Genomic DNA, 24,151 nt, shown 5'->3' on the forward strand with positions numbered 1-24,151 from the left:
CCGAGAAGCGTCGAGCTCGCCGCGTGACCCCAGCAATACCGAACCACCCCAAACCCGACAGGGGTGCCTTGACGAACGACATAGAGGCACCCCCCCGACGACGCCATCGAACCGACAGGAAGTCCCATGGAATTCACCAAGTCCCAGTCCACCAGCAAGGCACCGGCCGAATGGTTCACCGGAGACGCCTGGTGGGACGTCATCGTCGCCGGTCAGGAACCGTCGAGGATGCGCGCGAACCTCGTCCGCTTCTCCCCCGGCGCCCGCACCAACTGGCACACCCACGCCGTGGGCCAGACCCTGCACGTGGTCTCCGGCGTCGCCCTGATCGGCACCCGCGACGGCACCGTCCTCGAAGCTCACCCCGGTGAGACGGTCAGCTGCCCGCCCGACGAGGAGCACTGGCACGGCGCCGCCCCCGACCGGTTCATGGAACACATCGCCATGTGGGAGGGCACCGGCGACGACACCCCCGAGACCCAGTGGGCGGAACCCGTCACCGAAGAGCAGTACGGCGGCCCTCGCAACTCCAACCGCTAGCAGCGCCCGCGGAGCGGTGACCTGCGAGAATAGAGAGGTCGCCGCGAGCGAGGTCGCGTAAGGTGCGGCGACATGAATCAGGTTTCCGCTGACACCGTCCGTCCGATACGCGCCGACGAGTGGGCCAAGGTCAAGGAGTTGCGGCTCCGCGCGCTCGAGGACCCCATGGCTCCGATCGCCTTTCTCGACACGTATGAACAGGCCGCCGCCGAACCGGACTCCTTTTGGCAGAAGCGGGCCGAGGGCGCGGCCGACGGGACGCGGCTGCGCCAGTTCGTGGCCGAGGCCGGGGACGGCACCTGGAGCGGCACGGTGACCGTGCTCATCGAGGACGCGGACACCGAGGATGTGTTCGGCGGGGCGATCGAGCAGCGCCAGGCGCACGTCATCGGAGTCTTCGTACGCCCCGAGCACCGCGGAAGCGGAGTGATCGACGCGCTCTTCACGACGGCGGTCGGGTGGGCATGGTCCGTGCCGGACGTGGCGCGGGTGCGCCTGTACGTGCACGAGGACAACGCGCGGGCCGAGCGGTTCTACCGTCGGTACGGATTCGTGCCCTCGGGGGCGACCGTCCCGATGAAGGGCGATCCCTCCAAGAGGGAGCGCGAGATGATCCTCCACCCGGCCGGCCGCTAGCTCCTCAAGGGCGGATGCGCACTCCGTAACGGGTGCGCATGCGGCGCAGTTCCCACAGGGCCACCGCGGTCACGGTCACCGGGCCGCCGAGTACCGCGCACCACTGCGCGGCCGGCGGTCCGTGCGGCAGGCCGCCGTCGAGCGCGACGCTGAAGAGCATCAGCTCCCAGACGAGTACGACGGTGAGCGCGGCCGGCAGCGCGGCGTGCACGTTGGACGTGTTGAAGGCATAGCGGGCGGCGTACGCGGAGGCGAAGAGCAGGAACGGCAGCAGCCAGACGAGACCGATGAGCAGCGCGAGCGCGATGAGACCGTTCACGAGCGTGCCGTGGTTCTGCTTGAGCACCAGGGCGCTGCCCGCAAGGACGAGTGCGACCCCCACCAGGATGCCGACGTACCAGCCCACGGCCTTGAGCGGCGCGCGCAGCCGGGAGCGGAGCACACGCCGCTGCTCGGCGGGCGCGTAGCGGATGAAGCCGAGGATGACCAGCGGACCGGTGAAGATCAGCAGCAGCGGGGCGAGGATCAGCTTCACGACGCCGTCGTTGGCGACGCCGCTCCAGCCGTCGTCCGCGCCGTAGGCGTAGATCAGGCCGAAGCTGGCGGCCGCACCGACGATCGCGCGCCCCAGCTGCACCTTCGACACGAGCGGATCCGCGACGTGACCGGCGCCGGGCTGGTTGAAGATCGCCTCGGCGCGGCGGCGGGCCGAGCGGATGAACGGGATGAGCGGCGAGACGAAGAAGAGCGCGCACCCGGATCGCCGCCGCCGGACGGGCTGCGGCGGGAACGGGTACGGATACGGCTGCGGGGGCGGGTACGGGCCGGGTTGCGGCGGCCCGTACGGATTCGGGCCGCCGCCTCCTCGCGGGTCGTACGGAGAGGGGCCCCCGCCCTGCGGATGGCCGTTTGCCGGGCCCCAGCCCTGATGTCCCCCGTGTGCCACGGTTCCCCCTTGCCTCCTGCGACGCTTCTGAGCGCGCGCAGTTTACTGGCCGGAACCGGACGGGCGTGATCAGGGCCGAGGACCGGCGACGGGCGGTCCGCGGAACTGGGCGCCTTCGGAGCTAGGCGACCTGGCGCTCGTAACCGACGAGGCGTACGCACACGGCGAGGCCGGCGATGGCCTGCTCCAGCTCCGCCAGGCTCGGGTAGCTCGGCGCGATGCGGATGGTGGCGTCACGCGGGTCGTCGCCGTACGGGTGGGTGGCGCCGGCCGGGGTCAGCACGATGCCCGCCTCTGCGGCACGGCGTACGACCTCCTTGGCGCAGCCGTCGGTCACTTCGAGCGTGACGAAGTAGCCGCCCTTGGGGTCGGTCCAGCGGGCGAGACTGGTCCCGCCGAGCTCGGCCTCGAGGATCCGGGCAACGGCCTCGAACTTCGGCTGGAGCAGGGCGCGCTGGCGCTCCATGTGGGCGCGCACCCCGTCGGCGTCCCGCAGGAACATGACGTGCCGCAGCTGGTTGATCTTGTCCGGGCCGATCGAGCGCTTGGCGTTGTTGGCGAGCAGCCACTTCAGGTTCGCGGGCGACGAACCGAAGAAGGCGACGCCCGCGCCCGCCGCGGTGATCTTCGAGGTGGAGCCGAAGACGAAGACACGGTCCGCGTTGCCCGCAGCCGCGGCGGCGGCGAGCAGGTCGGCGATCTCGACGGGCTCCGCGGTGAGGTGGTGGGCGGCGTACGCGTTGTCCCAGAAGATGCGGAAGTCGGGCGCGGCGGCCTGCATCGAGGCGAGCCGGGCGACGGTCTCGTCGCTGTAGCAGACACCGTCGGGGTTGCTGTACTTCGGGACGCACCAGATGCCCTTGACCGACGGGTCCTCGGCGACGAGCCGCTCCACGACGTCCATGTCCGGGCCCTCGGCGGTCATCGGCACGGGGATCATGTCGATCCCGAACCGCTCACAGAGGGCGAAGTGCCGGTCGTAACCCGGGGTCGGGCACAGGAAGGCAATCCGCTCCTGGTCCACCCAGCGCGACTCGGCACCGGGCACCACGCTCAGCAGCGCGTGCACCAGGCAGTCGTGCATCAGCTCGAGGCTGGAGTTGCCGAGCGCGAGGAGCTGGCCCGCCGGGACCTGGAGCACGTCGGCGAAGATCTCCCGGAGCTCGACTAGACCCTGCAGACCGCCGTAGTTGCGTACGTCCGTGCCGTCGGCGGAGGTGTGCCGGCCGCCCGGCAGGCTCAGCAGGTCCTCGGAGAGGTCGAGCTGCTCCGGCGACGGCTTGCCGCGCGTGAGGTCGAGCGAGAGCCCGCGTCCTGCGAGGTCCTGGTAGTCCTGGCGGGCCCGCTCAAGGAGCCCGGTCACGGCGTCGGGGCTCAGCTCGGTGGTCATCATGTGTCCTTACGTTGTCGGCGCTGCCCGGTCTGTGAGCTGCACGGGCGCGCGCCGGGGGCATCGGCACTGCCCGCCGAGGATACAAAGCAATGGCCCGCCCGTGCCCAGCCAGGTGGCGCGGGTCACTCTCCGGGGGTGCGGGCCGGGCTGCGCGCGGGGGGTTGAGCGCGGGGCGGGGGCTAACCCCCGCAGGCATCGGCCGGGTGACCAGATGTTCTGCCGTCCTGCGTGCTCATAGCGTCGGCCCCGTCCCTGTTTCTTGTGCCGATTGATCTCTAGGAGCACGATGCGCGGCCTCACCCCCTTACTCACGGTCGGTCTCGGCCTGGCCGGGTTGCTTGCCGGAGCGGTGCCTTCGGTGGCGGAGTCTTCCCCTGGAACCCGAACCCGCCCCCTCTCCGCCCACCACCAGCAGCGGCTCAGCTGGGGGCCGTGCTCGAAGGCGCAGGAGGAGCTGAACGCCGCCGGGGCACAGTGCGCCGAGGTGACCGTCCCCCTCGACTACGCCGCTCCCGGCGGGCGCACCCTCCAGATCGCCGTCTCGCGCATCAAGGCCAAGGCCTCCTCGCAGCGTCGCGGCATCCTGTTGTCCAATCCTGGTGGGCCCGGTGGCAGCGGGATCGCCGGCACCCTCGCGTTGCGGCCCGCGCTGAAGGGGGTGGCGGACGGCTACGACCTCATCGGGTTCGACCCGAGGTTCCTCGGCGAAAGTTCCCCCCTCGCCTGTGCACCGGCCGGTCCGCCGACCCCTCCCGGGCCCTCGACCTCACCCCGCGCGGACTTCGACGCGTCGGTGCGGGGCGCGCGGGACACGGCCCGGCGTTGCCAGGAGCACGGGGACAACGCGGAGCTGCTGCCACACGCCTCCACCCGGAACGTGGCCCGGGACATGGACGTCATCAGGGCAGCCCTCGGCGAGCGGAAGCTGTCGTACTACGGCATCTCCTACGGCGCCGACCTGGGCGCCGTCTACACCCAGATGTTCCCCCGCCGCACCGACCGCATGGTCATCGACTCCTCGACGGACCCGGCGGCCAGCCAGTACGAACTGTTCCAGAGCTCCGGCGAACCGGCCGAGGAAGCGCTGGACGACTGGGCCGCCTGGACCGCCCGCCGCCACGACACGTACGGGCTCGGCCGCACGGCCTCTCACGTGCGGACGCGCGTCGAACGGCTCCTCGCACAGGCCGAGCGCCGGCCGGTCGACGTCGACGGGCACCGCCTCAACGCGCCCATCCTGCGGCTGCTGGTGAAGCAGCCCATTCAGCACGAGGAGAACGATCCGACGCTGGCCGCGATCGTGCGGGACCTGGTCGACGCCGCGGCGGGCAAGCCCATCGAGCCGGGCCCCGAGCTCGCCGCGTGGCTGGAGCTTCTCGCCTCGCCCGACCTGGCGGACAGCATGGTGGGCGGCGCGCTCTTCATGTGCGGCGACGGCGGCTGGCCTGCGGGCGGCTGGCCCGACGACCCGGAGACGTACTGGCGCAACAGCGAGCGCAGCCGCAGCACCCAGCCCGTCTTCGGCCCCTATGTCAACGGCATGATCGCCCCGTGTGCGTTCTGGCCGGCCGCGCCACGCGAACCGGGCACGGCCATCGCCAACGACGTACCCGTACTGATGCTGCAGGCCCGGCGCGACAACAACACCCCTTATGACGGGGCCCTGGCCCTGCACCGCAAGCTGGCCGGCTCGCGCCTGATCAGCGCGGACATCCGCTCCCACGGCGTCTACGGCCGCGGGCTCGAAGGCCTTCGCCCCGTCCCCTGCGCCGACCGCGCGGTCAACGACTACCTGCGCACCGGCGTCCTGCCCGCTCACGACATCAACTGCGCCCGACGGTAGAGGCGGGAGCCCCGAAGTACCGCAAGAGGCTGACCGTTCGGCGGCGGGCACCGCACTGTTCGCGGCAGGTGCCTCATTTCCCTCCTGTGCCCGCCGCCGACTCTGCCCTACCATCACTCGGACATGGCCACACGGGAGATGCGACCCCAGGGCGGTGCGGTGCGCACGGCCCTGTTCGCCATGGCCTTCCTCTTCCTCGTCCCCTTGCTCGGCATCGACGGACCGTCGGGCACCACGGCCGCCGCCGTCACCGAGGACCGCGGTGCGGCCACCGGCCCCTTCGGCCCGTACGCCGAGCGCGTGGCCGACAGCCGTGACAGCGCCCGTGACCGGTCCCGCGACGGTGGCCGTGGCTGTCACGAGGGCGAGAACAGGGCGCCGCGCGGGGCGTTGCCCGCTCCCGAGCGGACCAGTTCGCCGGCCTTCGAGGCGGCCGCCGCGCCGTACGAGCCGCCGGACCAGGCCCCCGCGCTGCCCGGCGCATCTCCCCCGGACGCGACGTCCGTCGACCTCTACAGAACCCAGGTCATCAGAACGTAGACGGGATCTCTCCGCCCGCACCCCGCCGACAGGACCGGTCGGCAGCACCACATCGCCTTCATCGACACCAGGAGAGATCCGCATGCCCCTTTCCGCTTCCACCCGCACCTACACCGCCGCCCCGGGCGGCTCCAACTCCCCGCTCGCCTCCGCGCAGTACGGCGGTGACATCGGCCTGCTCCTGCTGCGCTGCGCGGTCGGTCTGACCATGGCCGTGCACGGCAGCCAGAAGCTCTTCGGCTGGTTCAACGGCGCGGGCCTCGACAGCACCGCGGGCTTCTTCGCGAGCGACGGCTACTCCGCCCCCAAGGCCATGGCCACGGTCGCGGGTCTGACGGAGACGCTCTGCGGCCTCGGTCTGGCCATCGGGCTGCTCACCCCGCTCGCCGGGGCGGGCATCGTCGGCATCATGCTCAACGCCATCGCCATGAAGTGGGGCAACGGCTTCTTCAACCCGTCCGGCATCGAGTACGACCTGGTCCTGCTCACCGCTGCCGTGAGCCTGGCCCTCGCCGGCCCCGGCAGGTTCGCCGTCGACCACGTCCTGCCGGTCCCGCGCACCCACCGCCTCTCCCACGGCATCGCCGCGGTGGCCCTCGGCGCCGTCTCGGCCGCGGTAGTCCTGGTGGCCCTGCACGACTGACCAGGAAGAAGTCCCGTACCGTCCCCGCCGGGACGGGCCTGCGGCCCGGACCGGTGGGGTCCAAGGGAGCACCCCGCTCAACAGTCGCGCGGTCTCGGAAAGTAGCGTGCGGGCCAGGCGGGGGCAGTTGCCGGCCCGTTCGGACACTGGACAGGGAAGAGACCGGAAACAGAGCCGTGGTCGACCAGCAGCACAGCCCCACTCATCCTCACTCCCCTGCCCGTGTCGTGCTCCCCTCGCAGGCGCGCAGAGCCACGGCAGCCGTGATCGACGCGCTTCTCGCCCTGGTGTGTGGCATCACGGCCGGCGCGGCGGCCGGAGTGAAGGTGAGCGACGGGGTGGTCGAACTGCGGCCGCAGTCGCCCGCGGTGTGGGGTCTCGCGCTCGGCGTGGCCGTCGGAGTGTCCCTCGTCAACCACGTCCTGCTCACGCAGGCGGCCAGGGCCAGTCTCGGGAAGCTGATCACGGGGCTGCGTGTCGTACGCGCCTCCGACGGCCACCGCCCCGGCCTCGTCCGGCTCACCGGCCGCTGGCTGTTCGGCTTCTACTGGATGATCGTCTTCGTCCCTCTGCACGTGGCGACGGACAGCGACGTGGAGCAGCAGGACGCGGTGGGAATACGCGTGCGGCGTCGGACCGTTCGTTCATGATCCACGCCGCCCGCTGATCCTCTTCCCTGGCCTACGCCGACACCGACACTTCCCCCGCCTCCCCCTGGCCCGGCGCCGCCAGAAGGTCGCGTACCTCCTCCGCGGTGGTCTCCACCAGTTCCTCCGCGACCAGCACCCAACGGGTGACGCCGACCGACTCCAGGAACGCCAGGTCATGGCTGGCGATCAGGAGCGCACCCTCGTACGACTCCAGGGCGCCGGTCAGCTGGCGCACGCTGGCCAGGTCCAGGTTGTTGGTCGGCTCGTCAAGCATCAGGAGCTGAGGGGCCGGCGCGGCGAGCATCATCGCCGCGAGCGCGGCGCGGAACCGCTCGCCGCCCGAGAGGGTGCCGGCCAACTGTTCGGCGCGGGCCCCCTTGAAGAGGAAGCGCGCCAGCTGGGAGCGGATGTGGTTGTCGGTGAGGCCGGGAGCCAGGCGGGCGACGTTCGCCGCGACACTCAGACCGTCGTCCAGGACGTCCAGGCGCTGCGGCAAGAACCGCAGCGGCACCGAAGTCCTGACCTCGCCCGACAGGGGGGCCAGTTCTCCGGTGAGGGTGCGCAGCAGCGTCGTCTTGCCGGCGCCGTTGCGCCCCACCAGAGCGATCCGCTCGGGCCCCTGCACATGCAGGCTGCCTTCCTTCAACTTGCCGAAGCGGGGGCGCAGTTCGCGCACGCTCAGTACCGTGCGGCCCGCCGGGACGGCGGTGTACGGGAGGCTGACGCGGATCTCGGCGTCGTTGCGGATCGCGTCGGCGGCCTCCTCGCGCCGCTCGCGCGCCTCGTTGAGCCGCTCCTCGTGCAAGCCCCGGAGCTTGTCCCCCGACTCCTGCGCGGAGCGCTTCTTCTCCCCCGCCACGATGCGCGGGGCGCGCCGCTGGGCGTCCATCTTCTTGCTGTGCCGCTGGCGGCGGGCCACCTTGACCTGGGTCTCCTCCAGTTCGCGCTTCTGGCGGCGTACGTCGGCCTCGGCGGCCCGCAGCATCCGCCCCGCCGCTTCCTGCTCGGTGGCCAGCGCCTCCTCGTAGGCGGACCAGCCGCCGCCGTACCAGCTCACCGAACCGGCGCGCAGTTCCGCGATGCGGTCCACGCGTTCGAGCAGGTCGAGGTCGTGGCTGACCACGACCAGGATGCCGGAGCGCCAGGAGTCGACCGCTTCGTAGAGCCTGCGGCGCGCGAACAGGTCGAGATTGTTGGTCGGTTCGTCGAGCAGGAGCACGTCCGGGCGCTCCAGGAGCAGCGCCGCCAGGCGCAGGAGCACGGTCTCCCCGCCGGACATCTCACCCACGGTCCGGTCGAGTCCGATGGCGCCGAGGCCCAGGGTCCCCAACTGGGCCAGGGCCCGCTCCTCGACGTCCCAGTCGTCGCCGATCGTCTCGAAGTGCTCCTCGCGCACGTCTCCGGATTCGATGGCGCGCAGGGCGGCACGCCGCTCGGCGATGCCCAGGGCCTGGTCGACGCGCAGGCTCGTGTCGAGGGTGATGTTCTGCGGCAGGTAGGCGAGGCTGCCGCCGACGGTCACCGACCCCTGGGACGGGCGCAGTTGACCGGCCAGCAGGCGCAACAGGGTCGATTTGCCGGTGCCGTTGGTGCCGACGAGTCCGGTGCGGCCCCGGCCGACGCTGACCGACAGGCCGTCGAAGACGCTTGTGCCGTCCGGCCACTGGAACGACAGGGCGGAGCACGTCAGAGAGACGCTGGGGGTGGTGGGTACGGACATGATGGATCTCGCAGTCGCAGGCGCGGGCAGGGGGCGTCGTATGCGAGCACCACGCGGCGACCAGCCGGGAGAAAAAGGGGTGCGGCGGTCCGGCAGACAGAGGGACGGCTCATGCACCGAGGTCGCATCCACGCGGGGTCACGGGCAGGACGGCAGGGCCGACTGCGGCGTGACGGGCGTACGGCGAAGGCCGTACGGCGCGATGATCGCGAACCTCAGATGCGCAACGTCCACCTCTATCGGAGACAACAGGACACTGGAAACGATAAACGACCGCGCGAGGGAATGGCAAAGCTTTTAGATCACCGCCGCGCCTGGATGAGGGCGTGGGTGCCGCTGGTGCGCCAGCCCTGGCCGTGTGCCGCGTTCAGCTCCGCCTCGGTCCGCTCGTCGAGTCCGACGATCACGTCGGACTTCAGCGTCCGCAGGGCCGCCACCGGCCCGGGGAAGTACGCGGTGGGTTCCTCGAAGGGTGTGGTGGCGGGCCAGAGCCGGTCGCCGACCAGGCGCCGGTAGTTCAGGTCGCCCTTCATGACGGTCACGTCGGCCTCGGCGAACTCCTGGCGCAGGTCGTCGGGCATCCGCTCGTACGGCAGCGGGGCACAGGAGAAGACGTGGCTGCGGACGGTGAGCCGGCCGGTGCCCATGGCCGACCACAGGCGGTCGCCCACCTCTGCCGCGGCGCCCCGAGCGCCGGTCAGGCGGCGCAGGCAGTCGATGACGTCGGCGGTCATGGCGTCCGAGACGTAGTACGGGTAGGGCTTGACGTGCAGCACGACCCGCTCGGCGCGCCGATGGCGCAGGAGGTGGTCGACGAGGATGAGATCGGGCAGCAGCTCGCGTCCCGCGTTGTCCGCGACCAGGCACAGCGTGGCCGCGCCGCCCTCGGGCAGCAGGGACCACAGCAGCCCGGAGTCGTCGGCGACGAGGCGTGAGTCGGCGCTCCCGGGACCGCCGCCGCCCACGGCGAAGCCCAGGTCGGCGCGGTTGCCCCACAGCGAGCCGAGCAGCAGGGCCTGACGCTGCTCATCCAGGGGCCGCGGGGCCAGCCGGTCGAGCGCGGCCAGTTCCTCGTCGGCCTCACCGGTGTGGAGTTCCGCCTGCTTGAACGGACGGAAGGGGTCGATGCCCTGCCAGGGTCCGTCCCCGAAGTACCCGACCGCCGCGAGGAGTTGGCGGTAGAAGTAGCTCTCGGACCACAGGAAGGGCACGTCGAACCAGGACATGCCGACGTACGCGCGCCCCCATTCCTCCCACAGGTGTCGGTCGTGCGCCTCGGGGTCCGGCGGCTCGATCACGCCCTGCGTGGCCTGGGTGAGGAGCGCGTCGAGGGCGCGATGCTGCGGCGGCCCGTAGGGGAAGGCGTCGCGCACCTTCTTGATGAGCGCGGGGTGCCGCTCGGCGAGCACGCTCCTGGGAAAGGAGCCGGGTACGTCACTGAGGATGACGGGGGCTTCGGCTGCGTCCGGCATAGCTGCTCCTTCACTTTTTCTTCTCACTATTTGACGGCTTGTGGGCAAGCCGGTCTACGGTGACCCGCCCTCTATCCCCCACGTTTCAGAGGTTCTGCTTCATGCCCGCATTCAACCGTCGGCGCTTCCTCCAGGCAGCGGGTGGCACCGCCGGCGTCGCGGCCCTGTCCGCCAGCATCATGCGCGCCGTCGACATCCCCGCCTCCCGCCGGGAGGGGTCGATCGACGACGTCGAGCACATCGTGGTCCTCATGCAGGAGAACCGCTCCTTCGACCACTACTTCGGCACGCTGGGCGGCGTCCGGGGATTCGGCGACCCCCGCCCGATGATCCTGGAGAGCGGAAAGCCCGTATGGCACCAGTCCGGTGGCGGCGAGGAAGTCCTGCCCTACCATCCCGAGGCCGACGACCTGGGAATGCAGTTCATCGCCGGGCTGAACCATGACTGGGAAACCGGCCATCAGGCGTGGAACAAGGGCAAGTACGACGACTGGATCGCGGCCAAGACCTCCGGCACGATGGCCCACCTGACCAGGAACGACATACCGTTCCACTACGCGCTGGCCGACGCCTTCACGGTCTGCGACGCCTACCACTCCTCGTTCATCGGCGCGACCGACCCCAACCGCTATTACCTCTACTCCGGTCACACGGGAAATGACGGCAAGGGCGGCGGACCGGTCCTCGGCAACGAGGAGGTCGGATACGACTGGACCACGTATCCCGAGCGCCTGGAGAAGGCCGGGGTGTCCTGGAAGATCTATCAGGACACCGGCGACGGACTCACCGAGGACGGGCTGTGGGGTGTCCTGGAGGACGCCTACCGGGGGAACTACGGCGACAACTCGCTGATGTTCTTCAACAAGTACCGGAACTCGAAACCCGGTGACCCCCTTTACGAAAAGGCGCGGCAGGGCACGAACGTCAAGAAGAGCGGCCACCTCCTCGACGACCTCCGCGCGGACGTCAAGTCCGGGAATCTCCCGGAGATATCGTGGATCGCGGCTCCGGAAGCATTCAGCGAGCACCCCAACTGGCCCGCGAATTACGGCGCCTGGTACATCTCGCAGGTCCTGGACACACTGACGTCCGACCCCGAGGTATGGAGCAGGACCGCCCTGTTCATCACCTACGACGAGAACGACGGCTACTTCGACCACGTGCCGCCGCCCTACCCTCCGGCCGACTCCTCCTGGGGCGCTTCCACCGTCGACACCGAGCTCGACCATTTCCCCGGCGACAGCGAGTACAGCGCGGGCCCCTACGGGCTCGGCATGCGGGTCCCCACCCTGGTCGTCTCCCCGTGGTCCACCGGCGGCTACGTCTGCTCCGAGGTCTTCGACCACACCTCCGTCATCCAGTTCATGGAACGCCGCTTCGGCGTCCACGAACCGCACATCTCCCCCTGGCGCCGGGCCATCTGCGGCGACCTCACCTCGGCCTTCGACTTCGGCCTCAAGCACACCGGGCGCGCGGACCTGCCGAGCACCGACGGCTATGAGCCGCCGGACCGGGAACGGCACGACAACTACACCCCCTCGCCGCCCGCTTCCCCCGCCCTGCCCAAGCAGGAGAAGGGCGCGCGGCCCACCCGGCCCCTGCCCTACACGCCGCTGGTCACCGCGGCCGTGAAGCCCTCCGACGGCACCGTCGAGCTCACCTTCGCACCGGGCGACGAGACCGGCGCCTGCTTCCTCGTCACCTCGGGCAACCGCGACGACGGGCCCTGGACCTACACCGCCGCGGCCGGCAAGAAGATCTCCGACACCTGGAGCACGGGCCCTTCCGACGGCGCGTACGAGCTGAGTGTGCACGGCCCCAACGGCTACCTGCGGACGTACGAGGGCACCGCCGCCACCCCGAGCCCGGAAGTCACCTGCCGCCACGACCAGGACACCGGACGCGTGAAGCTCACCGTCACCAACCCGGCCACGGCCGCCTGCCGCCTGACCATCACCAACGCCTACGGCGGAAAGAGCACCGAACTCACCGTCCCGGCGGGCGGCCGGCAGACCCGCTCGGTCGACCTCACCCACAGCAAGCGCTGGTACGACCTGCGCGTCCGGTCCGACAGCGACAGCGCCTACCTGCGCAGGTTCGCCGGGCACGTCGAGACGGGCAAGCCCGGCACCAGCGACCCCGCGCTCCGCACCGGCTGACCGCGCCCCGGGCGGCGCGCTAGACCCCGCCGGTCTCCTCGTCGCCGCCCGGCCTGACGCGCAGGTGCATGCGCTCGCCCTGCGCCCCGTACAGGGCGAGGAACTCCACGGGAATGTCACCGGCGTTGGCGAAGCCGTGCGGGGTGCGGGTGTCGAACTCGGCGGCCTCGCCCGCGGTGAGCACCAGGTCGTGCTCACCCAGGGCGAGCAGCAGCCGCCCGGACAGGACGTAGAGCCATTCGTAGCCCTCGTGCATGCCCTGCTCGGGGCGAGTGGCCTGCCGGGTGCCGTTCTTGGGGACGGGCATGACCTGCTTGTAGGCATGCATTCCGCCGAGGTGGCGGGTGAGGGGGACCCACGTGTTGCCGTGGCGCGTGAACGGCCGCGGGTGGATGCGCGGGTCGCCCGTCTGCGGCGCGCCGACCAGCTCGTCGAGCGGTACGCCGTACGCCTTGGCAAGCGGCAGCAGAAGCTTCAGGGTGGGCTCCCGCTGCCCGGACTCGAGGCGCGAGAGCGTGCTCAGGGAAATCCCCGTCTCCTCGCTCAGCCGGGCCAGGGTCGCACCCCGCGCCTTCCGCAGCGCCCGCAGCCGCGGCCCGACAGCGGTCAGCACATCCGTGAGTGGGGAGTCGTCGCTCATCCCTTCATTTGCCGGGACGGCAAATAACTTTGTCAAGCCGCCCTCGCCGCACGCAGGGTTGCCGCAGAGCAGAGCAGAAGGAGCCCCGCATGAGCGACCACACCACCGCCCCCACCGACACCCCACCCGCCGCGGATTCGGCCGCGGCGTTCTGGGACGAGCGCTACACCCAGAGCGGCCGCCTGTGGAGCGGCGAGCCCAACGCCGCTCTCGTCCGCGAGACCGAGGGGCTGGCCCCGGGCAGCGCCCTGGACCTGGGCTGCGGAGAGGGCGGCGACGCGATCTGGCTCGCACGCCAGGGCTGGCGCGTCACCGCCACCGACATCTCCCGCGTCGCCCTCGGCCGTGCCGCCGAGCACGCGGAGCGGGCCCAGGTCGCCGACCGCGTCGACTGGCTCCACCACGACCTGGGCGTCTCCTTCCCGGCCGGCGGATACGACCTGGTCTCCGCCCAGTTCCTGCACTCCCTGCACGAGATGCCGCGCGAGCAGATCCTGCGCGACGCCGCCGCGGCCGTCACCGAGGGCGGCACCCTCCTGATCGTCGGCCACATGGGCTTTCCCGCCTGGGAGACCGCAGCACCCGCGGGTGTGGACTTCCCCAGCCCCCAGAAGGTCCTGGCCTCACTCGACCTGCCGGCCGGGCAATGGGACGTACTCGTCTGCGACACCCACGAGCACGCCCTGACGGGCCCCGAGGGAGAGCCCTCCACGCGGACGAACTACACCGTCAAGCTGCGACGGCGCCGGTCCGACGGGTGACGGTCACCCCGCCGATGTGCCGAAGCGCGCCGTGGTGGCGTCCGCGCTCCAGCGCCGCAGCCCGGCCTTCTCCAGCACGCGGACCGAGGCCGGGTTGGACAGTTCCACGTCGGCGTACACGGTGTGCACGTCCGGCGAGGTCAGGGCGTACGCCGTGAGGGCCTCGGTGGCCTCGGAGGCGTAGCCCCGGCCGCGGCGCGAGGCCACGATGCCGTACCCGATCTCAAGAGCGCCGTCGCTCGGCGGCCAGAACAGCCCGATGGCTCCGACCACCAGGCCGGTCGCCCGCTCGATGACCTGACGTTGCCCGTACGGGCCCAGTGCGTCCGGCCGGTCCGCGAGGAAACCGGCGATGACCCGGCCCTCCTCGGCGGGGAAGTCCTCCGCCCAGTGCGCCAGGCGGCGGTCGCCGAGGACGGCGGTGATCTCGTCCGCGGGCCAGGGCCGCAGCACGAGGCGCTCGGTGGTCACGTCCGTACCGGACGTCGAGAACGAGGACGAGGCGAAAGAAGAAGACACGCGATACTCCTGGTCGTTTCAGACGACCGGGCCGCTCGACAACTTCAGGCGGCCCGGACAAGGGCATGCTGATGAATCGTCTGGCGGGCCATATTCATCAACCTCCCTTGTCGCAGGGGTCGCGTCGTTCGCGCGTCGGTCGACTGTAGGGCAGGAGCTGATCCCCTGTCCTCTCAATATGCGTGGTCGGGCAGGCGCACGGTCAGTGTCACCTTGCTGCCGGAGGGGCCCGCCGAGATCGTGAGCTCGTCGGTCAGGAGGCCCGCGAGCCACAGGCCGCGGCCGCCCGGTCGGCCGTCCAGGCCGGGAGCCAGATCGGGGATCACGTCGGCGCTGAAGCCGGGGCCCACGTCGTGGATGTGGCAGGCCAGATGGCCGTTGCTGCGTTGCAGGATCAGCGTGCCGCCGCCGCCCGCGTGCTCGACCGCGTTGCACGCCACCGCGTCCAGGGCCACGATGAAATCGCTGCGCCGCGGCTCGGTCAGTCCCTGGTGGTCGGCGTACTGGTCCACGAGCATGCGCAGCCGGGGCAGGTCGTCCTGGGTGAAGTGTGATTCCAGGAGGGTGACGGGGGGGACCTCGCGTGGGTCCGACGTGCTCGTCATCAGCGGTCCACCTCGCTGATCGCCATGTGGGGCACCTGGTCGGCGCCTGCTCGGCGCAGTATGCGGGCCGTTGTCGGCGGACAGGTGACCTGGACCGGGCCGTGCGGGTGTTCCAGGACCAGGCGCAGCAGGTCCACGGCGCAGGCGACGCCGAGGAACACGAGTCCGGTCAGGTCCACGACGAGCAGCCCGCAGGAATCCACGCCGCACCTGAGCCCCTGGCGCACGGCGGCGATGAACTCCTCCCGGGTGGCGAGGTCCGCCTCGCCGACCAACCGCACGCGTCCGTCCGTCTGTTCCGTGTGCAGAGCGCCCAGGCGGGGCAGCAGCCGGCAGGGGTGCGCCTCGTGCATCGCGGTCAGGACGTCAGGGGCGAACCAGCGGCGGTCGTAGGCGCAGATCTCGGTATAGGGGCGGTCGGTGAACAGATGCTGGGCGTGTGATTCGCGGTGCATCATCACCTCGACATCGGCGCCCAGATGCCCCACCCAGTGCATGTCGATATAGGTGCGCAGCCCGCTGTAGCCCTCGGCCAAGGCCCGGTCGGTCTCCTCCGTGATGCGCTCCCACTGCCGGCGGGGAGTGAACTCGTCCTGGGGGTGGATGAGGGCGCGCATGCTGCTGAGCACCAACTGCCCGTGGTCACGGGCGGGTCCCAGCAGGGCGCCCGGGGCGTCGATGCGGCCCCACACCTGCTCGTCCTCCATGTGCGGAGCGGCGAAGACCATCACCTTCTCGCGCTTGACCAGCCCCGCCCACGCGAAGGCAGACACCACGTCGCGGCCCGCATCGTCGTCGTCGTAGCTGACGAAAGCATGATCTCCCGCCCTGAGATGCTGGACCGGGATTGTTCCGAACGACGCCGAAGCGGCATCCGCCATCTCTCACCTCCGGGGCCGAGACGACGACCCGACGGGAACAACTGCGGGGCCACACCGTAGCGGTCTGTACCTCACGGCGGCATATTCCCGCTGATGGCGACAGTTACCTGACGACGTGAACTCCCTTGACGATCGGGAGTGCGCCCGGACGATCCCTTGGACGCCGGTTTTGATCGCCGGATGCCGTCATGTTTCTGCCTGCTGTTGACACCGCCGAAAGCGGGCTCAGGATGCCGCGAGGGCCCGGTCGACGAGTGCGCGCGCGTAGGCGGCGTCCAGTTGGCTGGGGCGGAAGAGGATGCGGTACATCATCGGTGCCACGACCTGGTCGATGACCCGCTCCGTGTCCGGGGCGGCCTCGCCCCTCTCCGCCGCGCGCGCCAGGACGACGTCGATCTGCTCGGCGGCATAGGCGGAGCACTGACCGGCGTTGCTCCCCTCCGGGTCTCCGAGGAGGGCGTCTCTGATGTACGCGCGCCCGGGCGGGGAGGCCATCTCGTCGAGGAACTGCTCTGCCCACGCGCCGAGGTCCGCGCGCAGGGTGCCGAGGTCGGCCGGGAGCGCCTCGGGGCGCAGGTGCTCCACCGCGACGTCGGACAGGAGTTCCTGGAGGTCGCCCCACCGGCGGTAGACCGTCGACGGGGTCACCCCGGCGCGCGCCGCGACCAGGGGGACGGTCAGCGCCTCGCGCCCCAGCTCGGACTGCAGCTCGCGGACCGCCGCGTGGACCGACTCCTGGACCCGGGCGCTGCGCCCTCCGGGCCGCACCATGGGCTTGGGACTCATGGCTCCACCCTAACGCCTTAACGCGAATTCGTTGCTTCTAGCTGGGGCCACGGCTCACGCCGCGATGGGGGCCAGGCGCCCCGCCCCCACACCGCTTCCGGCACCGGAGGCAGACACCTCATAGGCGTGCCCGACCCGCAGTACGGTCGCCTCGTCATGCGGGCGCCCCATCAGCTGCATGCCGATCGGCAGGCCCGCGCGGTCCTGGCCCACGGGCAGCGTCAGCGCCGGTACGCCCGTGATGTTGGCGGGTGCGGAGAGACGGACGTAGGCATCGGAGACGGCCTCGGCCGTGCCGTCCGCCCACTCCACGCTCTCCTGACCGGCCTTGGCGGCCGTCATCGGCACGGCCGGGGCTGCGATCACGTCGACGCGGCCGAGCATCTCTGCCCAGGCCTCGCGCATCAGCGCCCGCGCGCGCTGGGCCCTGAGGTAGTCACCGGCGGACACGAGTTCGCCCGCCTCCAGGAGCACGCGGACCTCCGCCGTGTAGAGATCAGGCACCGAGCGAACGGTCCGCTCGTGGTTCGCGGTCGCCTCGGGGACCATCAGGCCCCACTGGGTGGCCTGGAGGTAGCGCGCCAGGGGGATCTCGACCTCGACGAGCTCGGCCCCGAGTTCCTGGAGTTGGCCGATGGCCCGGCGCACGCTTTCCTCGACCTCCGGGCTGATCCGCTCGAAGTAGTGGTTGCGGGGCACTCCCACCCGCAGCCCCGTCAGGTCACCTGCCGGGGAATCCTCGACTCCCGGAGCAGCGGGGTCGTACCCGTCCCGCCCCGTCAAGGCGCCGAGCACGAGCGCCGCGTCCCGCACCGTGCGGGTGAGGGGGCCCACGTGGTCCAGGGACCAGGACAGGGATGTCACCCCCTGACGGGAGATCAGGTCGTAGGTCGGCTTGAGACCGACCACGCCGTTCAGCGCCGCGGGCACGCGGATCGATCCGCCGGTGTCGGTGCCCAGCGCGAAGGTGGCCTCCCCCGCCGCGACGGCGACGGCCGAGCCCCCGCTCGATCCGCCCGCGACGCGGGAGTGGTCCCAGGCGTTGTGCGTCTGCGGGGTGGTCAGCCCGTAGGCGAACTCGTGGGTGTGGGTCTTTCCCAGGAGCACCGCACCGGCGTCGGACAGACGCGCGGCGACGGCACTGTCACGCGGGGCCACGTGACCCGCCCTGACCCGCGAACTCGCCGTGGTGGGCACGCCCTTGGCGTCGAACAGGTCCTTCAGGCCCATGGGGATGCCGTGCAGCGGACCGCGCGACTCCCCCTGGGTGATCTCGCGCTCGGCCCGGGCCGCCGCCGCCCGCGCGGAGTCCGCCGCGACACCGACGTACGCCTGGAGGCGTCCCTCCACGGTGCCGATGCGGTCGAGGACGGAGTCGGTGAGCTCCACCGGGGAGAGCTCTTTCGCGGCCATGGCGCGGGCGGCATCCGCCAGGGACAGCTCATACGGCTGCATCGGTGCCCTCCTGCCCTGCCGTGTAGGAGATCGCGGGCGGTGTGTCGCCGAAGTCCAGTTCGCGCAGCGTGGCGATGACGGACTGGATGTGCGTGGCGGTCGCCGCCACCACCTCGTGACGGTCGCTGGCCAGGGGCAGTCCCGATCGGAGCGCGCCCCGGGCGGCCTCCTGGGAGGTGAGTGCGGCGGTGTTCAGGACGGTGTTCACGTGCGGCCTCTCGGCTCGTGGCGCCGCGCCGGGCGACGGCCCGCCCCGGACGCAGCTCAAAAGCTAACGGTTTGCTTTAACGCGACGATAGGGCCTACGCTGCGTTAACGCAAACCAGTTGCTTTTAGATCTGGGATGGCACCGTCACCCGGCCGACCGAAGGATGGATCACCGCATGGCCACGACATCCGCACACCACGCCACCCCCGGCCCCTCCCCTTCTCCCAGCGCCCCGGCCTGGACGGTCGGGGACCTCACCGTGCACCGCATCGACGAGGTCCAACTCCCCTCACAGACAGGCCCGTGGCTGCTGCCTGGAGCAACCCCGGAGGTCGTCGCCCGATCCTCCTGGCTGCAACCCGACTTCGCGGACGCACAACGCGTCCTGCGCCTGGCGAGCCACAGCTTCGCGGTCGAGGCCGACGGGCTGCGCGTGCTCGTGGACACCGGCATCGGCAACGGCAAGCAGCGGGCCAACCCCGCGTGGGACAACCTGGACAGCGACTACCTCACGCGCCTGACGCAGGCCGGCTTCGCCCCCGAAACGGTCGATCTCGTCGTCCTCACCCATCTGCACACCGACCACGTCGGCTGGAACACCCGCGCCGACGGCGCCAGTTGGGTGCCCACCTTCCCCAACGCCCGCTACCTCACGGCCCGCTCCGAATGGGACCACTGGGCCGGTGTCGACATGGACGAGCCCCGACGCCAGATGTTCCGCGACTCCGTGCACCCCATCAAGGAGGCCGGCCTGCTCGACCTCGTCGACGTCCCCTCCGGGGGCACCGACATCGCCCGGGGTGTGCGCCTGCGCCCCACCCCGGGCCACACACCGGGCCAGGTCGCGGTGGAGCTACGCAGCCACGGCGAGAGCGCGCTCATCACCGGCGACTGCATCCACCACCCCGTCCAGCTGATCCACCCCGACCTGGGCAGCTGCGTGGACATCGACCCCGAGGCGGCGGCCCGCACCCGCCACGAGCTCCTGCACGAACTCTCCGGCACCTCAACTCTCCTGCTGGGCAGCCACTTCCCGCCCCCCACAGCAGGCCACGTGATCGCCGACGGCGACTCCTACCGGCTCGTGCCTGCCTCCTAGAGGGGCGGGTAGCGGACTACCGTGTCAGGGCCTCGGGTCAGCCCCGTTCGAAGACGGCGACCGTGCGGGCGGGGACGCTGAACGTTCCTGAACCGCGCGCGTACGAGGCCGACTTGACCACCGGGTCGGCGCCCCGCGCCTGGATGGGGTGCAGCCCGTACGCGGTGCCCTCAAGGCCCGCCACCCGCTGCTCCTGTGCCTGGGGGGTCGCGTTGAAGACGACCACGAGGTTCCCGAGCTCCATGGTGATGACGCCGGGGGTCTCGGCGGATGTGCCCGAGAGCGGGAACGAGAGCCGGGACTGGATCTGGTCGGTCGTCTTCAGGGAGAACGCGGGCTCGGTCGCGCGCAGCTTCACCAGGTCCTGGTAGGCCGCCGATGTCCCGTTGATCTCGGCGCAGCCCGGGGTCAGGTTCGCGGACGTCAACAGGGGCTTTCCGTAGGCCCACTTGTCCTTGTTGTCGGCGGCCGGGGGCAGGCCGCGTCCGAAGCCGTTGCCGTCCTCGCAGTTCCAGTGCAGGGCGTTGAACCAGTCGCCGCTGTCGTAGGAGTTGCGGTCCAGGGACTTCGAGCGCAGCAGGTCGCTGCCGGCCTGGGACAGGGAAGGGCCCTGGGCCAGGGTCGAGGTCGCCATCGCGAGCACCTGCATGCGGGAGCGCTCGGCGGCCGTGGTGTCCGCGGGCAGCTTGAAGGCGAGGGCGTCGTAGAGGGATTCGTTGTCGTGCGCGTCGGAGTAGGACAGGGCGTCGCCGGGGGCGTCCGCGTATCCGGCCGGCGCGCCGTTGTAGTCGACCTCGGAGCCCTTGACCCTGCGGCCGGAGGAGTCCGTGAAGGTGTACGCGGACAGATTGCCGGTGAGGGCCACCTTGAGCAGGTCCTGGTAGTGCAGGAGTCGGGCCTTCTGCTCGGCGGGTGTGCCGTTCGCCTTGGAGGCGTTGGGGTCGGTGAACAGGCCGCTGGCGAAGCCCTGGACGCCGGGGTCCTCGTCGAAGGGGCCGCCGCCGCGCAGCGCGTCGCGGCCGCGGTCGGAGAAGGTGGCGATGCCCGTGCCGGCCATGTTCTTCTGGGTGGCCTGGACGAAGCGGGCGTCGTCGGCGATCTCGCCGAAGTTCCAGCCCTCTCCGTAGAGGACGATCTTCTTCCCGTCGACGCCGTCCTTCTTGAGGGTCAGTGCGTCGAGGGCCTTGCGGACGGCCAGGATGTTGGCCTTGGGGTGGTGGCCCATCAGGTCGAAGCGGAAGCCGTCGACCTTGTACTCCTTGGCCCAGGTGACCAGCGAGTCGACGACGAGCTTGCCCATCATGGCGTTCTCGGGCGCGGTGTTGGCACAGCAGGTGGAGGTGGCGACCGTGCCGTCCGCCATCAGCCGCTGGTAGTAACCCGGCACGATCTTGTCGAGGACCGACTTGTCGGCCTGGCCGCTCGCGGCGGTGTGGTTGTAGACGACGTCCATCACGGTCCGCAGGCCGGAGCCGTTGAGGCCCTGGACCATCTGCCGGAACTCGACCGTGCGCCGGGTCCCGTCGGGGTCGCTCGCGTAGCTGCCCTCCGGAACGGTGTAGTGCAGCGGGTCGTAGCCCCAGTTGTAGGCGTCCTTGGCGGCGGTCTTGGCGACGCAGGCCTGCTGCTCCTCGGAGTCCGGGGCGGGGGCCGTCAGGTCGCAGTCGGGCGTGGCCTGGTCGGCCTCGCGCTCGGGAATGGTCCCGATGTCGAAGGCGGGCAGCAGATGGACGTAGGAGGTGCCGGCCTTGGCCAGCTCGCGCAGATGCTTCACGCCGTCGGACTTCGTGTCCGTGAAGGCCAGGTATGTGCCGGGGTGGCGCGCCGTCTTGTCCTCGACGGAGAAGTCACGGATGTGCAGCTCCTGGATCTGCGCGCCGCGCAGCGGGGTCGCCTTCGGCTTCTTCAGCTGCTCCCAGCCCTTGGGGGCGAGCTTCGGGTCGTCGAGGTCGACGGCGATGCTGCGCGTCGAGTCGGCCGTGAGCGCCGTGGAGTAGGGGTCGGTGACCTTGTTGGTGACCACCTTCTGGACGCTGGGCGCCCACACCTTCACGACGTACCGGTACTGCTTGCCCGCCCAGCTCCTGGCGCCGGCGACGGACCACACGCCGCCGGCGTCGTCGCGCCGCATCGCCACGCGCTTGCCGTCGAGTTCGAGGCTCACGGACTGGGCGGTGGGCGCCCACAGGGCGAGCGTGGGGCGTCCGTCGCGGAACTGCGGGCCGAGGGCGGCCTTGGTGGCGGCGGCGCCGTAAAGGTCGTCGAGGATGCCCTGGGTCTGGACGCCGGTGGCGGTCAGCAGGGTGCCGTCGGCGCCGGCGCGGGTGGCGACGAGCTGGCCGGTGAGGGCGTGGCGGACGCGGTCGCGGTCGCGCGGGTCGACGGTGAAGGCGGCGTAGCTCTTCAGGTGCGGGTACTTCTTGCGCTGGGCGTCGGTGAGGCCGCCCTCGGCCGGGGTGAGGCGGATCCGCCGTCCCTCGCCGGTGAGTTCGCCGTCCTTGACGGCGAGCTTCCCGTCGCGGGCGTACACCAGCTCCTGGGAGGCGGCATCGCCCTGGACCTCCCAGGCGAGGGTGTTCTTGTCGATCCACTGGGCCCGGGAGGCGGACAAGTCGAGCGCGGCGGGTGCGTCGGCGGCGGCCGACGTCCGGGGTGCCGCGGTGGCCGAGGGCGTCAGGGGCGCGACCGCGGCGAGCAGGGCGAGGGCCGTGGTGACGAGGGTGCGGCGGGGGGAGCCGGTCAAGGGGAACTTCTCCTTGTGCGTTACGGAGTGCGGATGGTGAGCGCGCCGGGGGCACATATCAGCCCCTCCGGCGTTCCAGGAGCGGGGTCCGGGGCAGAGCCCCGCGTCGGGGGTGGGCCGCCCGGCGGGCGGGGAAGCGAATGCCGGGCGGCCCGTGCAGCAGGCCGGTCAGCCGCGCGGTGCGGAGCTCAGCAGCTCCTGGCCCCGGTGTGCAGGGCGAGCGCGGTGTTCGGCGCGACGGAGGCCGTGAACTGGCCCGAGCCGTTGACGGTGACGCTCCTGCCGCTCTGGACGTCGCAGTAGCTGCCCGCGGCGAGGGACGTCTGGAAGGTCCGGGCGACCGAGGAACCCTCGTGGTTGATGACCACGTAGGCCTTGTCGCCGCGGCCGAACGCGATGGCGTCGTTGCCGTTGTCCCACCAGTTGGTCATGCCGGTCCCGCGGGCGGTGTTGCGGAACTTGACCATGCTCTTGATCTCGGGCCAGGCGTGCTGGCACTTCCAGCCGTCGCTGTAGCAGGCCTTCACCTGGCCGCCGTTGGGTGATCCGGCGTCGTTGCTGGTGAACTCGTAGCCGGAGTGCACGTCCGGTGCGCCGTAGGGCAGGGCCAGCATGAAGACGTGCGCGAGGGTGTAGTTGGCGCCGTCCTTGTAGTTGAGGGTCTGGCCGTGGCGTTCGGTGTCGTGGTTGGCGACGAAGACGGCGGCCGAGCCGCCGGGCATGTAGCCCCAGCCCTCGCCGAAGTTCTTCAGGTAGGCGAGCTTCTCGTCGTTGAAGACCCGCTTCAGGTCCCAGCCGTAGCGGAACTCCTGGGCGTCGCCGGTGGCGGTGTACTCGCTCGGGGAGACCGCCTCGCCCGCTCGGAAGATCGTCTCCTGCTTCAGGTAGACGCCCGGGTTGCTGAGCCGGGACTTGATGTTCTTCAGGTCGTCCACGGGTATGTGCTTGGCCGCGTCGACGCGGAAGCCGTCGACGCCCAGGGACAGCAGGTCGTTCAGGTAGGCCGCGACCCGCCCCCGGACGTAGTCCTCGCCGGTGTCGAGGTCGGCGAGGCCGCCCAGTTCGCAGTTCTGGACGTTCCAGCGGTCCTGGTAGTTGCTGATGTCCGAGCGGCAGTTGTCCATGTCGGCGCCCGAATACGTGCCCGGGTAGTCGTACTTGGTGAAGGACGATCCCGCCGAGCCGGTTCCGTTGGCGTTCGTCATGTGGTTGATCACCGCGTCGACGACGACCTTCACCCCGGCCTTGTGGCAGGTGTTGACCATGTTCTGGAACGCGGTCCGGTCGCCGAGCCTGGTGCCGATCTTGTAGCTGACGGGCTGGTAGGCGGCCCACCACGCTTCGCCCTGGATGCGCTCCTGGGGCGGGGAGACCTGGACATAGCCGTAGCCGTCGGGGCCGAGCTGCTGGGTGCACGCCTTGGCCACCGAGGTGAACTTCCACTCGAAGAGCACGGCGGTGACGTCCTTGCCGCCGGGCGGCGCGGCCTGCGCCTGCGGGGCTCCGGCGACGATGCTGCCGGCAACTCCCGCGACCAGGGCGAGAGCGGCGGCGAGGGGTCTGCGGACGGGTCTGCTGACGGGTCTGCGGACTCTGGACTTCCGGCCAGCCATGAGGGCCTCCTGCATGAGTGAGGTGTGACCTTTTGCCTGAGTGAGGTGACCTTGTCCGGCAACGCGCCGTGCCCGTAAGGCCGTTGAAGGATGTTGCAGAAACATTTCAACGCCGTTTTCGGTCGAGACCGTACGACCCTCAAGAACCCCGGTCAACCCTCGGCGCACACTCTGGCGTCAGATGCGCGATCCCGGGAGTTCACGGCCCGCAAAACCTTTCGCAAGACATTGCGACGGTGCTACGTTCAACCACGACTCCGGTCCGGACGGCCGGGGGATCCGGCAACGGGCCCCACGCG

General features: G+C 70.8%; 21 protein-coding genes and 1 pseudogene. 9 read left to right on the plus strand and 13 right to left on the minus strand.

The window, feature by feature from the left end:
- Positions 1-126: 126 nt before the first annotated feature.
- Positions 127-540 (plus strand): cupin domain-containing protein, encoded by a 414-nt coding sequence (locus AB0M70_RS00005; protein ID WP_365814603.1) that lies wholly within the window; start codon positions 127-129, stop codon positions 538-540.
- Positions 541-612: 72 nt separating this feature from the next.
- Positions 613-1,176 carry a GNAT family N-acetyltransferase gene (locus AB0M70_RS00010; protein WP_365814605.1) on the plus strand — a complete coding sequence of 188 codons (564 nt, stop codon included), beginning with the start codon at positions 613-615 and terminating at the stop codon, positions 1,174-1,176.
- Between the two features lie 4 nt (positions 1,177-1,180).
- Here AB0M70_RS00010 and AB0M70_RS00015 read toward each other — a convergent pair whose 3' ends face one another.
- A complete protein-coding gene (locus AB0M70_RS00015; RefSeq protein WP_365814607.1) occupies positions 1,181-2,122 on the minus strand; it encodes a hypothetical protein in 942 nt (313 codons plus the stop codon).
- Between the two features lie 121 nt (positions 2,123-2,243).
- Positions 2,244-3,512 (minus strand): aminotransferase class I/II-fold pyridoxal phosphate-dependent enzyme, encoded by a 1,269-nt coding sequence (locus AB0M70_RS00020; protein WP_365814610.1) that lies wholly within the window; start codon positions 3,510-3,512, stop codon positions 2,244-2,246.
- Positions 3,513-3,801: 289 nt separating this feature from the next.
- Here AB0M70_RS00020 and AB0M70_RS00025 point away from each other — a divergent pair, with 289 nt between their 5' ends.
- The 4 genes from AB0M70_RS00025 (at position 3,802) to AB0M70_RS00040 (ending at position 7,191) form a co-directional block, all read left to right on the plus strand.
- Positions 3,802-5,358 carry an alpha/beta hydrolase gene (locus AB0M70_RS00025; RefSeq protein WP_365814612.1) on the plus strand — a complete coding sequence of 519 codons (1,557 nt, stop codon included), beginning with the start codon at positions 3,802-3,804 and terminating at the stop codon, positions 5,356-5,358.
- 123 nt (positions 5,359-5,481) lie between these two features.
- Positions 5,482-5,898, plus strand: a complete 417-nt coding sequence (locus AB0M70_RS00030) for a hypothetical protein (RefSeq protein ID WP_365814614.1) — start codon at positions 5,482-5,484, stop codon at positions 5,896-5,898.
- 82 nt (positions 5,899-5,980) lie between these two features.
- Complete coding sequence (locus AB0M70_RS00035) at positions 5,981-6,541, plus strand: DoxX family protein (protein ID WP_365814616.1); 561 nt, start codon at positions 5,981-5,983, stop codon at positions 6,539-6,541.
- A 227-nt stretch (positions 6,542-6,768) separates the two neighbouring features.
- The gene (locus tag AB0M70_RS00040; RefSeq protein ID WP_365814618.1) at positions 6,769-7,191 is read left to right on the plus strand and encodes an RDD family protein; all 423 of its coding nucleotides are present in this window, start codon (positions 6,769-6,771) and stop codon (positions 7,189-7,191) included.
- Positions 7,192-7,222: 31 nt separating this feature from the next.
- On the opposite strand, the gene AB0M70_RS00045 is transcribed toward AB0M70_RS00040, so the two are convergent.
- Together AB0M70_RS00045 and AB0M70_RS00050 are read right to left on the minus strand one after the other, a co-directional pair.
- Complete coding sequence (locus AB0M70_RS00045; RefSeq protein WP_365814620.1) at positions 7,223-8,911, minus strand: ATP-binding cassette domain-containing protein; 1,689 nt, start codon at positions 8,909-8,911, stop codon at positions 7,223-7,225.
- A gap of 302 nt (positions 8,912-9,213) precedes the next feature.
- A complete protein-coding gene (locus AB0M70_RS00050) occupies positions 9,214-10,383 on the minus strand; it encodes a damage-control phosphatase ARMT1 family protein (RefSeq protein ID WP_365814622.1) in 1,170 nt (389 codons plus the stop codon).
- 101 nt (positions 10,384-10,484) lie between these two features.
- Here AB0M70_RS00050 and AB0M70_RS00055 point away from each other — a divergent pair, with 101 nt between their 5' ends.
- The gene (locus AB0M70_RS00055; protein WP_365814624.1) at positions 10,485-12,542 is read left to right on the plus strand and encodes a phosphocholine-specific phospholipase C; all 2,058 of its coding nucleotides are present in this window, start codon (positions 10,485-10,487) and stop codon (positions 12,540-12,542) included.
- Between the two features lie 19 nt (positions 12,543-12,561).
- Here the strand turns inward: AB0M70_RS00055 and AB0M70_RS00060 are convergent, their stop codons facing one another.
- Positions 12,562-13,182, minus strand: a complete 621-nt coding sequence (locus tag AB0M70_RS00060; protein ID WP_365814626.1) for a helix-turn-helix domain-containing protein — start codon at positions 13,180-13,182, stop codon at positions 12,562-12,564.
- An 89-nt stretch (positions 13,183-13,271) separates the two neighbouring features.
- Between AB0M70_RS00060 and AB0M70_RS00065 the strand changes: the two genes are divergently transcribed.
- A complete protein-coding gene (locus tag AB0M70_RS00065) occupies positions 13,272-13,943 on the plus strand; it encodes a class I SAM-dependent methyltransferase (protein WP_365814628.1) in 672 nt (223 codons plus the stop codon).
- Between the two features lie 3 nt (positions 13,944-13,946).
- Here the strand turns inward: AB0M70_RS00065 and AB0M70_RS00070 are convergent, their stop codons facing one another.
- From AB0M70_RS00070 to AB0M70_RS00095, 6 genes are all read right to left on the minus strand, one after another.
- Positions 13,947-14,462 (minus strand): GNAT family N-acetyltransferase, encoded by a 516-nt coding sequence (locus AB0M70_RS00070; protein WP_365814630.1) that lies wholly within the window; start codon positions 14,460-14,462, stop codon positions 13,947-13,949.
- A 173-nt stretch (positions 14,463-14,635) separates the two neighbouring features.
- A complete protein-coding gene (locus AB0M70_RS00075) occupies positions 14,636-15,067 on the minus strand; it encodes an ATP-binding protein (RefSeq protein ID WP_365814632.1) in 432 nt (143 codons plus the stop codon).
- Positions 15,067-15,948, minus strand: a complete 882-nt coding sequence (locus AB0M70_RS00080) for an MEDS domain-containing protein (RefSeq protein ID WP_365814634.1) — start codon at positions 15,946-15,948, stop codon at positions 15,067-15,069. Before AB0M70_RS00080 ends, AB0M70_RS00075 begins: the two co-directional genes overlap by 1 nt.
- 225 nt (positions 15,949-16,173) lie before the next feature.
- The gene (locus tag AB0M70_RS00085; RefSeq protein ID WP_365814636.1) at positions 16,174-16,734 is read right to left on the minus strand and encodes a TetR/AcrR family transcriptional regulator; all 561 of its coding nucleotides are present in this window, start codon (positions 16,732-16,734) and stop codon (positions 16,174-16,176) included.
- Positions 16,735-16,788: 54 nt separating this feature from the next.
- A complete protein-coding gene (locus AB0M70_RS00090) occupies positions 16,789-18,189 on the minus strand; it encodes an amidase (RefSeq protein ID WP_365814638.1) in 1,401 nt (466 codons plus the stop codon).
- Positions 18,176-18,385 carry a hypothetical protein gene (locus AB0M70_RS00095; RefSeq protein ID WP_365816209.1) on the minus strand — a complete coding sequence of 70 codons (210 nt, stop codon included), beginning with the start codon at positions 18,383-18,385 and terminating at the stop codon, positions 18,176-18,178. The genes AB0M70_RS00090 and AB0M70_RS00095 overlap by 14 nt, the downstream gene beginning before the upstream one ends.
- A gap of 187 nt (positions 18,386-18,572) precedes the next feature.
- Here AB0M70_RS00095 and AB0M70_RS00100 point away from each other — a divergent pair, with 187 nt between their 5' ends.
- The gene (locus AB0M70_RS00100; protein ID WP_365814640.1) at positions 18,573-19,496 is read left to right on the plus strand and encodes an MBL fold metallo-hydrolase; all 924 of its coding nucleotides are present in this window, start codon (positions 18,573-18,575) and stop codon (positions 19,494-19,496) included.
- Positions 19,497-19,533: 37 nt separating this feature from the next.
- On the opposite strand, the gene pulA is transcribed toward AB0M70_RS00100, so the two are convergent.
- Both pulA and AB0M70_RS00110 read right to left on the minus strand, forming a co-directional pair.
- The gene (gene pulA / locus AB0M70_RS00105; protein WP_365814642.1) at positions 19,534-22,239 is read right to left on the minus strand and encodes a pullulanase-type alpha-1,6-glucosidase; all 2,706 of its coding nucleotides are present in this window, start codon (positions 22,237-22,239) and stop codon (positions 19,534-19,536) included.
- 191 nt (positions 22,240-22,430) lie between these two features.
- Positions 22,431-23,852 (minus strand): annotated as a pseudogene (locus AB0M70_RS00110) (alpha-amylase family protein); the annotation flags it as partial.
- Positions 23,853-24,151 lie beyond the last annotated feature (299 nt).

Source organism: Streptomyces sp. NPDC051214 (genome assembly GCF_040682375.1).
Lineage (GTDB): Bacteria > Actinomycetota > Actinomycetes > Streptomycetales > Streptomycetaceae > Streptomyces.

Coding starts and splice junctions, on each gene's coding strand:
- AB0M70_RS00005 (WP_365814603.1), top strand. CDS start 127: ATGGAATTCACCAAGTCCCAGTCCACCAGCAAGGCACCGGCCGAATGG.
- AB0M70_RS00010 (WP_365814605.1), top strand. CDS start 613: ATGAATCAGGTTTCCGCTGACACCGTCCGTCCGATACGCGCCGACGAG.
- AB0M70_RS00020 (WP_365814610.1), bottom strand. CDS start 3,512: ATGACCACCGAGCTGAGCCCCGACGCCGTGACCGGGCTCCTTGAGCGG.
- AB0M70_RS00025 (WP_365814612.1), top strand. CDS start 3,802: ATGCGCGGCCTCACCCCCTTACTCACGGTCGGTCTCGGCCTGGCCGGG.
- AB0M70_RS00030 (WP_365814614.1), top strand. CDS start 5,482: ATGGCCACACGGGAGATGCGACCCCAGGGCGGTGCGGTGCGCACGGCC.
- AB0M70_RS00035 (WP_365814616.1), top strand. CDS start 5,981: ATGCCCCTTTCCGCTTCCACCCGCACCTACACCGCCGCCCCGGGCGGC.
- AB0M70_RS00045 (WP_365814620.1), bottom strand. CDS start 8,911: ATGTCCGTACCCACCACCCCCAGCGTCTCTCTGACGTGCTCCGCCCTG.
- AB0M70_RS00050 (WP_365814622.1), bottom strand. CDS start 10,383: ATGCCGGACGCAGCCGAAGCCCCCGTCATCCTCAGTGACGTACCCGGC.
- AB0M70_RS00055 (WP_365814624.1), top strand. CDS start 10,485: ATGCCCGCATTCAACCGTCGGCGCTTCCTCCAGGCAGCGGGTGGCACC.
- AB0M70_RS00060 (WP_365814626.1), bottom strand. CDS start 13,182: ATGAGCGACGACTCCCCACTCACGGATGTGCTGACCGCTGTCGGGCCG.
- AB0M70_RS00065 (WP_365814628.1), top strand. CDS start 13,272: ATGAGCGACCACACCACCGCCCCCACCGACACCCCACCCGCCGCGGAT.
- AB0M70_RS00075 (WP_365814632.1), bottom strand. CDS start 15,067: ATGACGAGCACGTCGGACCCACGCGAGGTCCCCCCCGTCACCCTCCTG.
- AB0M70_RS00080 (WP_365814634.1), bottom strand. CDS start 15,948: ATGGCGGATGCCGCTTCGGCGTCGTTCGGAACAATCCCGGTCCAGCAT.
- AB0M70_RS00085 (WP_365814636.1), bottom strand. CDS start 16,734: ATGAGTCCCAAGCCCATGGTGCGGCCCGGAGGGCGCAGCGCCCGGGTC.
- AB0M70_RS00090 (WP_365814638.1), bottom strand. CDS start 18,189: ATGCAGCCGTATGAGCTGTCCCTGGCGGATGCCGCCCGCGCCATGGCC.
- AB0M70_RS00100 (WP_365814640.1), top strand. CDS start 18,573: ATGGCCACGACATCCGCACACCACGCCACCCCCGGCCCCTCCCCTTCT.